This window comes from Nostoc sp., assembly GCF_036917465.1.
Classification (GTDB): Bacteria; Cyanobacteriota; Cyanobacteriia; order Cyanobacteriales; family Nostocaceae; genus Nostoc.
Map to the genome: position 1 here is coordinate 1 of NZ_JBALDL010000066.1, position 12,940 is coordinate 12,940.

The window sequence follows — 12,940 nt, forward strand, 5'->3', positions numbered from 1 at the left end:
GGGCAAAAGTCTCTTAAAGTCCCCCAATCAGTTCAGGGATGATTAAGCATTTCCCCCTACTTAAAAAGGGGGGCAAAAGTCTCTTAAAGTCCCCCTTATTAAGGGGGATTTAGGGGGATCTCCAACGATTTTGGATTTGTACAAAGATGTGTGTACACCGTAGCCTTTATAAGGGGAGGGTTAGGGTGGGGTAACGCGGATCGTGATGGTAAGCGAACTCAATATCCAGTTTTTACAAGGGTTTCACATTAAGTTGACACCAATGGCAAGATGCCCACCCCACAAAATTGGGTAATTTATTTGTTGGAAGTCTCTTATGCCAATGCATCGAGCTGTTATGTCAATACATCGACTCGTTATGCCAATACATCGACTCGTTATGCCAATACATCGACTCGTTATGCCAATGCATCGACCTGTTATGCCAATACATCGACTCGTTATGCCAATACATCGACCTGTTATGCAATAATTTTGCGATCGCACTCTAATTTACATGCCTTTACCTCAATCAACCTCCGCAGCATCAAACAGTGGTTGTCTGGAGAACGGGAGACTTAACCTGACGTTGACTTTTGATAATCATCTGGATAGGACGATCTGGCCCTGTCACCAAACCACGGCGTTTAGGTCGAATTTCACCATTGTCAACTAGTTCTAATTCCACGCTAGAAAGGATTTTGGCAAGTGCTAACTTCATTTCCAACTGGGCAAAAGCTAGGCCAATACAACGCCTTGCACCACCGCCAAAGGGCAAAAATTCATAAGGAGAAAATTGCCGTTCTAAAAAGCGTTCTGGCTTAAACTGCTTAGGTTCTGGATAAATATCTTCGCGGTGGTGGGTTAAATAAATGGAACCAAGTAGGACTGTCCCCGGTTCTAGTTCGTAACCGCCTAACGAAATTGGTGTTTTTACTACCCTGGGAAAAGTTAGTATAGCTACTGGGCAAATCCGTAATGTTTCTGAGCAAACAGCGTTGAGATAAGGTAACTTTAAAACGGCGCTGGGGTCTGGATTATCACCCAAGCTATCTAATTCTTGCAGTAGCTTTTGGCGCACTGATGGTACTTTGTGAATCCAGTAAAAAGCCCATGCTAAGGCTGTTGCTGTGGTTTCGTGACCGGCGGCTAAAAGAGTCATCAATTCATCGCGCAACTCTTGATCAGTCATGGGTTGATCTGCTTCATCCCTAGCAGCCATGAGTAAGCTAAGAATATCTGTGCGTGAGGAATCTGGTTGTTTTCGACGTTCCCGAATTTCTTCATAGATGAGTTCGTCAGTTTCTTGTTGATGGCGCATCTGCTTTCCCCAGAAATTAATCGGGCCAAAATCCCTTTGTAAAGCTGGGAAATAAAGCAAAGCTACAATTAACCGAGAACTAGCCTTTTCTAAAAGTTCACCCAAAAATTGCTGTAGTTTTTCGGCGCGAGTTCCTTCATGTAGCCCAAACACAGCTTGCATAATCACCCGCATGGTAATAGCTTGGGTAGCAGACCGAATATTAAAGGGTTTGCCTATCTGGTATTGGCTGATAACGTTTTGGGTAACATCGGTAATCACCTGGCTATAGTTTCGCATTCTTTCGCCATGAAAGGGAGGCATTAATAACTGCCGTTGGCGCTGATGTTCTGCGCCGCTAATAGTAATCACAGAATTCTTACCCAGTAAAAATTCAAACGTCCGATTCAGTTCGCCAGGCGCTTCTAATTCCTTGGTATCATTTGTCAAAATTTGCTGTATTGCTTGGGGATTGCTGACAATCACCAAAGGAGAAGAATTTGTGTCTAAGCTGATAGAAAAAGTTTCCCCATAAGTTTTGGCGCAAGCTTCCATAAATGACATCGGATTAGCAATCCAGCGCATCATTTGTAAAAGGACTGGGATTTTCGGCCCATTTGGTAATTTCATAAATTTTTTGCTACTTAAATATCTTTTTGTTACTTAAACTAACTGAAATTTTGGTTGCGTAACCATTTAAAGTACTTATTCTAACGTTGCAAAAAAGCAATAAACTGTTACAGCCTCAAAGATGTAAAATTTTTGTTAAATTCAACGAGCTTCTACAGTTTCATCTCATCGTCATAAGGTACTCAGCATGACTGCAATCTCCCCAAAGGCATCTTCAGTGCTTCCCAATTTTTCTGAAGGAATTCAATATTTTGGTGAAGCGTTACCAGATTTTGAAACTTATGGTGCAACACCTGCTATCGAGTCGGGCAAAGTAGCGATCGCATCTCCCACTGATAAAGCAGCTGTATATCAAACTTTACTCGCTGCCGATGCCTTACGCTACCTGACTTTGCAAGTTACCGCGAGTAAAGCTTCTGGGCATCCCGGCGGATTCGCCAGCCAAGCAGAAGTTTACGCATCTCTTGTCATGCTGGGATACAAGAACATTCTCACGGAAGTGGGACACCACGCCCCCGGATTTTATAGTGCCATGTTCTTGGATCGTTCACTAGAAGACATGGGAATTTTTACAGTCCAACAATTGCGCGATCGCTTCCGAGAAAAGCATGGACTTTTAGGACACCTTTCTGGTTTCATTCCCGGTATTCTCGCACCTGCGGGGCCTTTGGGACAAGGGCAACACTTTGCAATGGCAGCTGCACTGTTACACAAAGATAAGTTGTTCCCCTTTACAGTTGGTGATGGTGGATTGGGTGAGCCTTATATTGTAAGTGCGATCGCACATTTCCATACTGCTTATCCTGCTGTCACCAACTTCTTACCAGTGTTAGTGTGGAACGGTTACAGCCAAGAACATCACAGCATGGTTTCACTCAAAACCAACGAACAGATGCAAGCATATTGGCAAGGTAACGGTTTTGATAAAGTCGTATTAGTTGATGCCAAAGATTTCGACGATCGAGATCAACCAGGGAATTACGTTGATAGCACCGCCTTTTCCTTCGAGAAACGCCTAGCATTTACGCAAGCAGTCCTTTCTGGTGTAGATAAAGCAGCGCGATCGGCATTGGGTGGTAAGCTTACCGTCTTCATTATTAAACAACTCAAAGGTTCAGGAGTCCACGCGCGGGGTGCAAAATCTCACAACTTGTATCCTAAAGATACGCTAGATGCGCCCCATATTATCAGTGCATTGCAAACCCGTGCATTGTCTGCGGAAGCTTGGCAATTAGTCAGAACAAATGCCGAACGCGCAGGTGGTGGCCCAGCAGCGAAAACTGTGGTGACAGAATTTGAATTTCCATTAGCAGATTTAGGCGAATTACCTTTAGAAGAATATGCAGTTGGAGGTGAAGCTAAAGTTTCCACAACCGCAATGGGACGATTAGTCGGAATAGTTGGAAATAAAGATAAAAATTTCCTTGTCACCAACGCTGATGGTAACGAAGCATCTGGAATTGCCAACATCAACCAAGCATTAAAGATTATCCACCCCACAACCGACGATTTATATAATCAAGCACCAAACGGACAAGTTTATGAACCATTGAGTGAAGATGCTTGTGCCGGTTTAGCGGCGGGTTTGGCGTTAATGGGTGCGAGAACTTTGTGGTGTTCTTACGAATCTTTTGCCATCAACGGATTACCAATTTGGCAAACTGTAACCCAATCAATGGCAGAATTGCGCCGTCAAACTCCCTCAACTATTACTTTATTCACAGCAGGGGCATTAGAGCAAGGGCGTAACGGTTGGACTCACCAACGTCCAGAAATTGAAGCTTACTTTGCTTCATTGATGCGAAATGGAAATGTTTTCCCGTTATTTCCGCCTGATGCTAATAGTATTCAAGCTTGTTATGACTGGGCGTTGAAAACTAAGAATAAGGGAATTGTAATTACCGCAAGTAAAACGCCGTTACCAATTCGGACAACTTTAGAACAAACTCGTCAGGCGTTGCGCGATGGTGCGGTGCTACTGCATGAAATCGCTGGTGATAAACAAGTTGTATTTGCTGTAATTGGCGATTTAACATTAATCCCAGTATTTGAAGCTGCGGCTTTTTTAGAAACTGAAGGTATTGGTGTCAAGATAGTTTCTATCATCAATCCTCGGCAATTGTACCGTAGCCATGATACTGCTTGGGATACTTGTTCTGAACCCGAAGGCGGTTTCTTGGATGATGCCAAATTTGCCGAATTATTTGATGGTGATGCGCTAATTGCGGTGACAGGTGGCGCTGCGGCGATGTTAGAACCAATTCTGTTGCGGACTACAGCCAAGCGCGACACCTTCGCATGGAAGCGTGGAGAGACTACAGCCAGTGCTGGCGAGTTGATGGCATTTAATGGATTAACTGCTGAAGCGTTGACGAAACGTGCGATCGCATTAGTGCATTAAAACTGCGTAGGCGTAGCCAGCCGTAGGCATCGTCTTTTATTTTATCGCAAATATACGTATGGTAATGCTGAAAAATTGCGTTTAATGCGTATATTTGCGTTTTTTTATGAGAACTTCTAAGAGGATGTCTGAGAAGTATTACAGCAGTTTTTTATCAAACCCGCCACAAAAATTAATTCTAAAACAAAGCCCAGCATTGATTTTAGTACTTTTATCTGTGGTGCGTTTGATTGCGATTTGCTGTAAATATTTCGCTTGATCCCCCCTAGCCCCCCTTAAAAAGGGGGGAACCGGAATCAAAGTCCCCCTTTTTAAGGGGGATTTAGGGGGATCTACAAGTCTCGAATACAACACCAAAAAGTTTTCAGACATCCTCTAAGGCATTGAGATTAGTTTATAAATAAATGTGGTTAGATTTGCTGAAATTCTTTAACATTAACAGGTTTTCAAGTCACAAAAGCTGCTTTTCAAGTCACAAAAGTTACTTTTCAAGTCACAAATGCTGCTTTTCAAGTCGCAAAAGCTACTTTTCAAGTTGCAAAAGCTAGTTTTCAAGTCACAAAAGCTGGTTTACGAGTCACAAAAGTTAGTTTACGAATCGCAAAAGCTACTTTTCAAGTCACAAAAGCTAGTTTACGAGTTCAAAACTTGATTTATTTACAAGCCAGGACAAAGCGCGATACATTTTATTATGGAAAACATGGCATTGAATGGATTCACTGTGGAGGCTTGACAAAAGGTGCGATCGCTTTAGTGCATTAAGTATAGAGATATTACCCCCATTTGAATATTTGATAAGATGGGGGTATTATGATTGTTTTTACGCAGAGGCTAAGAGAGACACAGAAATAATTGTTTAATAGTTAGCATCATTCTGCTCATTTTTTGGATTAAAGCACAGTCACCTTTATTTTCTTGTAATATTCCCGCTAATGAGTAATGGTGAATTCGGTGCAGTCGATTTAAATTCTAAAAAATCGTCTCCTAATCGCTTAATTTTTATTGTTGCATTACCAGCACAACTTCCAATAGTGATAGTCTCCAATAACTCAATAGAATTTTGGTTTGCACTCCGAAGAACTAATACTCCGTGACAATAACGGCTGCTGTAATCCGTTGTAGCAACTTTTGAGCCGACATTCCCAGTTTGAAATACTATTTCGACGTTGACTTGTGTGGATGAGTTATCTGTAGAATTCTTTTGATTAAGATTACCTATCCAGCTTCCCACATATTTATTTGGAAGTGTACTTGTAGAAGAGGATGAGGAAACTAAAGGCGTTGAAGATCCACTGTTATTTGGTGGCTCTTGAGGTGAAGATGTCGAAGATGATAGAGATTCTTCACGCTCTATATAAAATGTTCTAGTTGTCTTTGGGTCAGTCTGCAAATTTACTAAATAAGTCTCTGAGTTATAACCTTTTTTCTTTAAGATAATCGTTACAGTTTTTCTTGTTGGTATTTCAATTTCAAGATACCCATTAGAATCAGTTTTTTTTGAAGTTGGTGGCCCATCAGAAAGAATTTGAACATCTACATTAGAGATAAGGTTAGGGGCAAGTTTTTCCTGTACAGTGAAGTTAATTTTTTGCAGTTCAGAATCTACAGGTTTAGGAGATTCAGGAAGTAATTTTTGAGCTTCCTTATCAACAAGAGGTTTAAGACCTACATACCCCCCGATACCAGCCACGCCAGAAGCAGTTAGTATTAAAAATAACTTGACCCAACTAAGTAAATTTTTAAATATTTGCACAGCATTACTACAGGTAAAAATTAATTAAATTTTATATACCATAGATTCAATATAGTTATCAATAACAGTGTAAAAATCGTTGCAATCTTCCTCTTCCGTTTTAAAGCAAGTTTTTTTAGAAACCTTTGAAAGTTGAGAGGACACACTAACTGCAAAAGAGATTATTGATAATATAATATATATTCGAGTCTTACTATAAGCGATGCCTACGGCTGGCTACGCCTACGAAATTATAGCTTGTGAACAACAAGATCCGCGACTTATTTGAGAAGTCGAACTTATTTTGAGTGAAAAGCTAAGTTCAGAATTAGAAGGTAAAACTATACAAATTATGATTCTCGAACCAAGCAAATCTACTGAACTAATAGATTCTAAAGAATCAAAGCTTCAGCAATTTTTAGAGCGAGTTAATAACTACTCTTTCCCACTTCCACCAGACTATAAATTTAATCGAGAAGAAATCTATGACCGATAAGATTTTTATCGATACCAATCTCTGGATTTATCTCTATGCCAAAAACCCATCAGAAAAATACCAGTAAGTTGAGGAGGTTATCAAAAATACTTCGTCATTGCTTCTAGTTAGCACTCAGGTTGTGGGTGAATTATTTCATGTTTTAACCAGAAAAAAATTTACTTCAAAACCAGATGCGATGAGAATTATATTAGATATAGTTAATACTTTTTCTAGACAGTCAATTAATACAATAGAAGTGATAGAAGCACTGGAAATAAATGCAAAATATAACTACTATTATTGGGATAGCCTGATTATAGCTACAGCTTTACTAAGTGAATGTTCCATCATTTACTCAGAAGATATGCAACACAATCAGTTAATAGATAAAAAAGTAAGAATCCTCAATCCATTTGTTTGAATCCACCACAAGCTTTGTTAGAAACCTTTGGAAGTTGGGAGGACACACGCACAGCAGAAGAAATTATTGATGATATATATTCAAGTGGGAGTGTAAGCGATGCCTACGCAATGATTGATTATGAACTATTTTACTCGGCAAGATTTTAGTCGTAGTCCATTGTATACATCGTACTGTTGACATTAATTTATCAGGCGCGATCGGGCAATTTCTCTTCTACCAATGGGACGCACTTGTACGCTGTGAAGTGAAACAATTGCCACAGTCTCGCCATCCAATGTGACAAATTCGACCTCATATCCTTTGCCACCCTGATGTACTAAAACAACTGTACCTATATCACCCTCTTCTAAACTATATTCTGGGATATTACTAGTCAGAATAACTCTATCAAGTTCTTGAATCATTATTCTCTCCGTTTCAGTGGGTATGAAGTAACAAACTTAGGAATAGTTTCCTCTATTTCAATAAACCAAGCCGAACGAATCAAAGGGTTTCTACCATCCGGTGAAAGCAGTGTACCTTCTACAGCATATCGAGTTCCAAATGGTGAATCTTCAATCTTTGTAACATCGTTATCAGCAACATGATTTAGTAATGCTTTAGCAAGAGTTTCCCAATCCTCTACTGAAAAACCAAACGCAGTAAAAAATTTTTCCTTGCTGCGTCCATCGGGGTGAGTTGGCGACAACAGATACTCAGTAATTTTTCGCTGTGGCACAACTGCTAGTTCATAATTCGGCAGTTTCAACCCGCCTCTCCTACATTCTTATTTTCTTTAGCATCTCGCATAAACTATAGAAAAATTTAAACTTGAATATTTCCATGAAAATGCCAAAAGCAATGCACTTTAGCGAAAAACATATTTAGAATGATTGACTTTAAGTATTGATTACTTTATCCGCAGCACCAGTTAAGATTTCATCCATCCAAGCATTTATGCTTTTGCCAGCCTTTTTAGCAGCAATAAATATTTTGCGGTGGTGTTCTGGAGTTGTGCGGAATGGAAGTTTACCAGAGAATGGTTTATCAGGCTCCTCTCCTAGTTCTTCACAGAAAGTAAGATAATCATCAATAGAAATCTGAAATTCTTGACGCGCTTCGTCTACAGTTTTTGCCTTAAAGGTAATTACGTCATTAATATCTAGGACTTGGCCAAAAAGTATTCCCGCTTCTACATCTACTTCTAGACTAGCTGTGTATCCTTTATAAGTCATCATATTTCAATTCCTGCCTTAATTAAAAATTCTCTAACAGATTTGACTGCTCCTTTATCTGTCTCATTTTGAGGATGCGGTTCGTGAAAAACAGCTTTCACATCATTTAATTTCACACGAACCCGCGAACCTCTACCTTGAGTAATATCAGCACCAAGAGCTATAAATAAACTTTCAATATCTTTCCAAAGAATATTAGATAGTACAGGATTTGTAAAAATTAACTATAAAATATGACGTTGTTTGTTATTTAGATCCATTTAATCAATACAATTACAACCATCTTACAGTTAAATTGAATATAGCCACAGATTTAATGATATCATATTATGATATCGTTGAAAATATAGGAGCGTAGCGGCTTGTCGTTAGACATCGCTTGTTGTGGAAGAGAGGTGCGACACCGAATAGCCCGTCGTAGACATCGCCTTGTTTAGGCATTCAATCATCAATTTTGTGAGGTTGCCAATACTATTGCTGACTCCTATCACAACCCCAACCAATACCGCAAAGATTGCTCTAAAAGTTCAGCATCAGCATCAGCTAACTTGCCAATCACTTTGACAACTAAGCTTTTATGCACTGTGTATAAACCTCTCTTGACTGCTGTAGCCACGTTTAGCCCTGCGGCTCCTCATTCAGACAAGACAAACTCACCTTCTAGCAATGCTCCAGTTTTGCTCGTCAAGGGTGTAATTAGGATGTCTTGAGAAACGTGTGGCGCACTTACAACAACAGCATATCTAACTTTTGAACTGGACAAATCTGAAAAGGGATACTGAACCAAAATGATGTCATTTTTAGAGTAGTTGGGCATAGACATCATCCTCAGTGTTATCCCAAACTGATGAAAGTGATGTTTGACTGGTTTGAAGCCAAAATTCAGTTTCATCATCAGGAAGCAGCGTCACTAGCACTCTTGTTCCTTCCGGTAATTCTTGTGACTCCAGCAGTTCTATTTTTCCTTGCCGAACAGTAGCCCAAAGCGTTTTTAGCATATCTGTTTTATGAATAGTTATGCTTTAATTTTATGCTTCGAGGGGTTATGAAGAGCGATCGCCTTGCAGAAATCCTCAAAAATAATGCGATCGCTGTTGTGGAAGAGTGGGTGCGATCGCAATCTACACCCCCAAAATCGCCCAAAGTGCGTAGACGCGTTGACGTAGCCTCTCGTAGAGAAGCAGGTTGTCTTTAGACTGTTGTGTAAAAATAGTGCAATATCTAAGCGTTAGGTTCGCGTCTGCCACGATTTTGGATCTCTGCGACCATGAAAAATTGCTGTGACAATCACTCGACTCGAAACAATTCGATAGTACACAGCATAGGGAAATCGTCGTACTATTGCTCGTCGAATATCACGGTAGGCAACTGCATAGGATTCTGGCATCTGGCAAATTAGATTCACCGTCTCGTCTACACAATCCAAAAACTCATCGCCCAGACCAGGTTTCTGGCTTTCGTACCAACTGTACGCTTCATTGAGTTCTTCTTGAACCTCTGGGCGAAATACCAGGACATAATTCATTGGTGTCCCTTAATTGATGCTTTGATTTCCTTCCAAGTCAGCACGTTGTCTGGATTGGAATCGGAATCAGCTATTCGACGATCAAGCTCTTGCTTTTGTGCATCGCTTAAATCAGGGTAAACTTGCTCGGCTGCGATGCTATCCCAAATTGCCTGCACAATACAGATTCTATCTTCAACACTCAGAGTTGCAATTTCGTTCAAAGTAGCTGTGATATCCATGCTGATTAATTTAGAGTAAAAAGTAAGCGACTGGTACACCTCAAATATAACGGAGAAGATTTTGTCCATCAAATTGAACGCTGCAACTGACAATTTAACTGTCTAAAAACTTCATAACTTGCCTGTGAGCGATCGCTGTTGTGTAAGAGTGAGTGCGATCGCCTTGCAGAAAACCTCAAAAACTAAGCGATCGGCAGTTGTCTAAGAGTGACCGATCGCCTTGCAAAAAACCTCAGAAACGATGCGTAGACGCAAAGCGCCTACGCACTTATAGGTAAGTAACTTTTAACTCAGCACTAGCGGCTTTTGTCTATCCACCGCATTGCACTGTTGTGAGGTGGTTATATTCAAACTAATTCGCTAAGTTTCAGCAAGAATTGCATCCCTGATTATTTTAGTATTTACTTGTAAATCTTGCTCTAATTCGTTAGAAATTATTTTCATTTTACCGAACAGATTATCATAACCAGTATTTAATGATAACTCATAATAGCAACTATAAAGTTTATCTATATCAAGAGAGTTATCAATATTATTATTCCTTTCTTTAAGTCTTCTTTTCACTTCTTTTTTAGAAGCACTAATTAAAAATGTCATTGTTGGGCAGGTAATATTCATTCTTTTTATAATACTGATCATAAAATCATTATTTTGAGGATTAGCCAAATCTACGTGAGTGATAAAAGTAGAGTATATAAACCTGTCAATCACATAAGTTCTATTTTTATCACAACTTTTTGCCAAGTAGCTATTTGAACAAAGAAAGAATATAAATCTTTCAAAAATATCAGCATCCCAAAAGTTTCCTATCATGCTTGTGAATGGACTGACTGGTGATTTAACAAATTCAATATTGCTTTCATTTTTTAACTCCTCTTTCAGGTTTTGCCAAAGAGTTGTCTTTCCTGAGCCATCAATTCCCTCAAAAGTTATTAGTTTCATGTTTATAAACCTTATAATGCTACATACCTTTGATTAAATTTAATTTTATCAAATACAATTTGCTCAAAAGCTTTTTCAGTGCCTAGCTCCAAAATTCTATCACTATAGACATAACCTTTACAGTTGTCAGAATTTTGATAAAATCTTCCCAAAGGATCAATCATAATATATGATTCTCTCATATCATCATTATTTTCAGCAAAAACAAGTGTCTCTACTTTTTCCCTATGAGTTTCTATAAAGTACTGATACTGCTCATTGGTAATTCCAATTGTGTTGGGTTGGATCGTTAAAACTTTAAATATTTTCCACTTATCGGGATTAATTTCATTGATTGATGCGCTCATATCCTCTTGCCAATTATGTCTATTGACAACAGTGTTGATTTTCAGTGTGCAGGGTAGTTTCTTAAATTCTTCTAAAAACTGTCTTATGTTATTATCGCATTTGTTTTTTGTAGATCGCCCTATTTGCCGATTAGTTTCTGAATTGAAAGAATCGATGCTTATCCCTATTGTTGACATCTTTTGAAATAAATTACTTATTAAACTCGGTTTTATAAGGCTACCATTTGTGATAATGGATACTTCATAGCCAATCGATAAGGCAGCATCAACGATGTCAATTAAGTTTGCAACGAGAAGAGGCTCCCCCCCAGCAAAATTTAATCTGATAGATTTAAATGATTTTCTAAAATGCCTGAATACATCCTCCAACATTAATTTTACCGAATCAACATTTCGATGTAATTCAGTGTTAAATTTTCCCTCAAGTCCATATTTTGCAAAACAAAACTCACAAGAGTAATTACAAAGTTCTGTTAAGTGATAATTTATAACCAAATTTCTCACATCCATTTTTAGGTACACCTAACGGAGCGGTTAAGTTTTTTAACCTTTACACTTAAAGTGTTCCCATAAATGAATCTGAACTAACGATCTAATTCAACCGTTTCTGCATTTCTTCATCAAAGATGAAGGTTTCGTTAGTATCCTCATAAATTCAGTTATCCACAGCGCCGGCTGTCGCACTCCAACCCGTTGAATTCACCAACCACTTGGAGAGTTCGCGCACACCTTCGTAACTATGATTAAGTAGACCCTTAACATGCGGAAACGTCTAACGGCGAATAGGTGAGATTTAAAAATTTGGTTCCTCTACCTAAAAATTGCTGTAAATTTCAATTATTCAAAAAATAATTATTCATAATTTCTTCTAAACTTAGCTGAGATTGAACAAATTTACAGAAATCGTGCTTGGAGATTTTCAAAACATCTCTTAACTCACTGCATATTCTGTAAACTGCCTCATAAAAGGAGACTGGAACCCTAACACAATGTCTTCCTTGGGAACTCCCGCAACTACCAAATTAGCTGCAATATCATCTTCCGTACCATTCCACTGAAGCCAAATTTTTCCACCCTTAATATCAATATGAATAATACAACTATGTACCCAATCTTGACCTTCCCAGCCTACATGAACTATTTGATAATGGTCACGTTCTGTATCAAAAATTGTCTCAACTTCTATATTTCCGTAAGCTGGTTTTTGCTCACTATATTCCTGTAATATCTGTTGTACAAGCTGGCGATATCGAGTTAATTTATCCATTGAAAAATCACCTCTTGCTCTACATCATAGATAAGCATTTTCACTTGATTTTCTGCTATCATCTCTTTAGGAAAATCAAGTTGAAAAAAAGTTTTGTAAGTTGTTAAAGGTACTGCTAAATACAAAACACGCTCCGGTTGTCGCCGTCGTAATGCACCTCTATAATTAATAAACTGTCCTAATGCTGTATGAAATTCTGAAATAGCAGACGACCTCTCTAAAAAGCTTTTGACTTCGACTGCAATTTTTTGTCCTTCACGTTCTGCTGCGATCAGCTTTTCTGCGGCTAAATCAATAGAAAGATTAACTCCACCCACGCTAATTGTGAGTGGATCATTAGTAATTTGCCAACCATCTTTCTCTAAAGCTGTTTTGACAACTTGATGAAAGACATCTTTAGCAGACATACATATCTATAATTATAGATTTTATTTTCATTTAGCTGCATTCCATACAATTTATCAAAACGGTTTTTTATGT

General features: G+C 38.8%; 20 protein-coding genes. 5 read left to right on the forward strand and 15 right to left on the reverse strand.

The window, feature by feature from the left end:
- Positions 1-270: 270 nt before the first annotated feature.
- Positions 271-561 (forward strand): hypothetical protein, encoded by a 291-nt coding sequence (locus tag V7K38_RS14815; RefSeq protein WP_334858844.1) that lies wholly within the window; start codon positions 271-273, stop codon positions 559-561.
- Here the strand turns inward: V7K38_RS14815 and V7K38_RS14820 are convergent.
- Positions 527-1,909, reverse strand: coding sequence for a cytochrome P450 (locus tag V7K38_RS14820; protein WP_334858845.1), 1,383 nt, complete (start codon positions 1,907-1,909; stop codon positions 527-529). The two genes, V7K38_RS14815 and V7K38_RS14820, sit on opposite strands and share 35 nt — an antisense overlap.
- 187 nt (positions 1,910-2,096) lie before the next feature.
- On the opposite strand from V7K38_RS14820, the gene V7K38_RS14825 reads away from it, so the two are divergent.
- A complete protein-coding gene (locus tag V7K38_RS14825; RefSeq protein WP_334858846.1) occupies positions 2,097-4,310 on the forward strand; it encodes a phosphoketolase in 2,214 nt (737 codons plus the stop codon).
- A gap of 138 nt (positions 4,311-4,448) precedes the next feature.
- Here V7K38_RS14825 and V7K38_RS14830 read toward each other — a convergent pair whose 3' ends face one another.
- Both V7K38_RS14830 and V7K38_RS14835 read right to left on the reverse strand, forming a co-directional pair.
- On the reverse strand, positions 4,449-4,682 hold the full coding sequence (locus tag V7K38_RS14830; RefSeq protein WP_334858847.1) for a hypothetical protein: 234 nt from the start codon (positions 4,680-4,682) through the stop codon (positions 4,449-4,451).
- A gap of 535 nt (positions 4,683-5,217) precedes the next feature.
- Positions 5,218-6,063, reverse strand: a complete 846-nt coding sequence (locus V7K38_RS14835; protein WP_334858849.1) for a hypothetical protein — start codon at positions 6,061-6,063, stop codon at positions 5,218-5,220.
- 283 nt (positions 6,064-6,346) lie between these two features.
- On the opposite strand from V7K38_RS14835, the gene V7K38_RS14840 reads away from it, so the two are divergent.
- Together V7K38_RS14840 and V7K38_RS14845 are read left to right on the forward strand one after the other, a co-directional pair.
- Positions 6,347-6,538 (forward strand): hypothetical protein, encoded by a 192-nt coding sequence (locus V7K38_RS14840; protein ID WP_334858851.1) that lies wholly within the window; start codon positions 6,347-6,349, stop codon positions 6,536-6,538.
- 97 nt (positions 6,539-6,635) lie between these two features.
- Complete coding sequence (locus V7K38_RS14845; protein ID WP_334858852.1) at positions 6,636-6,941, forward strand: PIN domain-containing protein; 306 nt, start codon at positions 6,636-6,638, stop codon at positions 6,939-6,941.
- Positions 6,942-7,123: 182 nt separating this feature from the next.
- On the opposite strand, the gene V7K38_RS14850 is transcribed toward V7K38_RS14845, so the two are convergent.
- The 6 genes from V7K38_RS14850 to V7K38_RS14875 all read right to left on the reverse strand — a co-directional run bounded on the left by V7K38_RS14850 (position 7,124) and on the right by V7K38_RS14875 (position 9,156).
- Positions 7,124-7,348, reverse strand: a complete 225-nt coding sequence (locus V7K38_RS14850; protein ID WP_334858853.1) for a DUF4926 domain-containing protein — start codon at positions 7,346-7,348, stop codon at positions 7,124-7,126.
- Positions 7,348-7,692 carry a DUF6883 domain-containing protein gene (locus V7K38_RS14855; protein ID WP_334858854.1) on the reverse strand — a complete coding sequence of 115 codons (345 nt, stop codon included), beginning with the start codon at positions 7,690-7,692 and terminating at the stop codon, positions 7,348-7,350. The genes V7K38_RS14850 and V7K38_RS14855 overlap by 1 nt, the downstream gene beginning before the upstream one ends.
- A 130-nt stretch (positions 7,693-7,822) precedes the next feature.
- A complete protein-coding gene (locus V7K38_RS14860; protein ID WP_334858925.1) occupies positions 7,823-8,158 on the reverse strand; it encodes a type II toxin-antitoxin system HicB family antitoxin in 336 nt (111 codons plus the stop codon).
- Complete coding sequence (locus V7K38_RS14865; RefSeq protein ID WP_334858927.1) at positions 8,158-8,379, reverse strand: type II toxin-antitoxin system HicA family toxin; 222 nt, start codon at positions 8,377-8,379, stop codon at positions 8,158-8,160. Before V7K38_RS14865 ends, V7K38_RS14860 begins: the two co-directional genes overlap by 1 nt.
- Before the next feature lie 413 nt (positions 8,380-8,792).
- The gene (locus V7K38_RS14870) at positions 8,793-8,975 is read right to left on the reverse strand and encodes a hypothetical protein (RefSeq protein WP_334858855.1); all 183 of its coding nucleotides are present in this window, start codon (positions 8,973-8,975) and stop codon (positions 8,793-8,795) included.
- Positions 8,959-9,156 (reverse strand): hypothetical protein, encoded by a 198-nt coding sequence (locus V7K38_RS14875; RefSeq protein ID WP_334858856.1) that lies wholly within the window; start codon positions 9,154-9,156, stop codon positions 8,959-8,961. The genes V7K38_RS14870 and V7K38_RS14875 overlap by 17 nt, the downstream gene beginning before the upstream one ends.
- 32 nt (positions 9,157-9,188) lie before the next feature.
- Here V7K38_RS14875 and V7K38_RS14880 point away from each other — a divergent pair, with 32 nt between their 5' ends.
- Positions 9,189-9,353 (forward strand): hypothetical protein, encoded by a 165-nt coding sequence (locus tag V7K38_RS14880; RefSeq protein WP_334858858.1) that lies wholly within the window; start codon positions 9,189-9,191, stop codon positions 9,351-9,353.
- Between the two features lie 33 nt (positions 9,354-9,386).
- Here the strand turns inward: V7K38_RS14880 and V7K38_RS14885 are convergent, their stop codons facing one another.
- The 6 genes from V7K38_RS14885 to V7K38_RS14910 all read right to left on the reverse strand — a co-directional run bounded on the left by V7K38_RS14885 (position 9,387) and on the right by V7K38_RS14910 (position 12,867).
- On the reverse strand, positions 9,387-9,683 hold the full coding sequence (locus tag V7K38_RS14885; RefSeq protein WP_334858860.1) for a type II toxin-antitoxin system RelE/ParE family toxin: 297 nt from the start codon (positions 9,681-9,683) through the stop codon (positions 9,387-9,389).
- The gene (locus tag V7K38_RS14890) at positions 9,680-9,904 is read right to left on the reverse strand and encodes an addiction module protein (protein WP_334858862.1); all 225 of its coding nucleotides are present in this window, start codon (positions 9,902-9,904) and stop codon (positions 9,680-9,682) included. The genes V7K38_RS14885 and V7K38_RS14890 overlap by 4 nt, the downstream gene beginning before the upstream one ends.
- Before the next feature lie 360 nt (positions 9,905-10,264).
- Positions 10,265-10,846 carry a deoxynucleoside kinase gene (locus V7K38_RS14895; RefSeq protein ID WP_334858863.1) on the reverse strand — a complete coding sequence of 194 codons (582 nt, stop codon included), beginning with the start codon at positions 10,844-10,846 and terminating at the stop codon, positions 10,265-10,267.
- An 11-nt stretch (positions 10,847-10,857) separates the two neighbouring features.
- On the reverse strand, positions 10,858-11,703 hold the full coding sequence (locus V7K38_RS14900) for a viperin family antiviral radical SAM protein (RefSeq protein WP_334858865.1): 846 nt from the start codon (positions 11,701-11,703) through the stop codon (positions 10,858-10,860).
- A gap of 421 nt (positions 11,704-12,124) precedes the next feature.
- Positions 12,125-12,460, reverse strand: a complete 336-nt coding sequence (locus tag V7K38_RS14905) for a XisI protein (RefSeq protein ID WP_334858866.1) — start codon at positions 12,458-12,460, stop codon at positions 12,125-12,127.
- Entirely contained in the window at positions 12,448-12,867 is a 420-nt protein-coding gene (locus V7K38_RS14910; protein WP_334858867.1) for a XisH family protein, read from the reverse strand. The genes V7K38_RS14905 and V7K38_RS14910 overlap by 13 nt, the downstream gene beginning before the upstream one ends.
- Positions 12,868-12,940 lie beyond the last annotated feature (73 nt).

What these genes read in the sequence shown, in the direction of transcription:
- V7K38_RS14815 (WP_334858844.1), top strand. Translation starts at nt 271, where the DNA reads ATGCCCACCCCACAAAATTGGGTAATTTATTTGTTGGAAGTCTCTTAT.
- V7K38_RS14820 (WP_334858845.1), bottom strand. Translation starts at nt 1,909, where the DNA reads ATGAAATTACCAAATGGGCCGAAAATCCCAGTCCTTTTACAAATGATG.
- V7K38_RS14825 (WP_334858846.1), top strand. Translation starts at nt 2,097, where the DNA reads ATGACTGCAATCTCCCCAAAGGCATCTTCAGTGCTTCCCAATTTTTCT.
- V7K38_RS14830 (WP_334858847.1), bottom strand. Translation starts at nt 4,682, where the DNA reads ATGTCTGAAAACTTTTTGGTGTTGTATTCGAGACTTGTAGATCCCCCT.
- V7K38_RS14850 (WP_334858853.1), bottom strand. Translation starts at nt 7,348, where the DNA reads ATGATTCAAGAACTTGATAGAGTTATTCTGACTAGTAATATCCCAGAA.
- V7K38_RS14860 (WP_334858925.1), bottom strand. Translation starts at nt 8,158, where the DNA reads ATGACTTATAAAGGATACACAGCTAGTCTAGAAGTAGATGTAGAAGCG.
- V7K38_RS14870 (WP_334858855.1), bottom strand. Translation starts at nt 8,975, where the DNA reads ATGCCCAACTACTCTAAAAATGACATCATTTTGGTTCAGTATCCCTTT.
- V7K38_RS14875 (WP_334858856.1), bottom strand. Translation starts at nt 9,156, where the DNA reads ATGCTAAAAACGCTTTGGGCTACTGTTCGGCAAGGAAAAATAGAACTG.
- V7K38_RS14880 (WP_334858858.1), top strand. Translation starts at nt 9,189, where the DNA reads ATGCTTCGAGGGGTTATGAAGAGCGATCGCCTTGCAGAAATCCTCAAA.
- V7K38_RS14885 (WP_334858860.1), bottom strand. Translation starts at nt 9,683, where the DNA reads ATGAATTATGTCCTGGTATTTCGCCCAGAGGTTCAAGAAGAACTCAAT.
- V7K38_RS14890 (WP_334858862.1), bottom strand. Translation starts at nt 9,904, where the DNA reads ATGGATATCACAGCTACTTTGAACGAAATTGCAACTCTGAGTGTTGAA.
- V7K38_RS14895 (WP_334858863.1), bottom strand. Translation starts at nt 10,846, where the DNA reads ATGAAACTAATAACTTTTGAGGGAATTGATGGCTCAGGAAAGACAACT.
- V7K38_RS14900 (WP_334858865.1), bottom strand. Translation starts at nt 11,703, where the DNA reads ATGGATGTGAGAAATTTGGTTATAAATTATCACTTAACAGAACTTTGT.
- V7K38_RS14905 (WP_334858866.1), bottom strand. Translation starts at nt 12,460, where the DNA reads ATGGATAAATTAACTCGATATCGCCAGCTTGTACAACAGATATTACAG.
- V7K38_RS14910 (WP_334858867.1), bottom strand. Translation starts at nt 12,867, where the DNA reads ATGTCTGCTAAAGATGTCTTTCATCAAGTTGTCAAAACAGCTTTAGAG.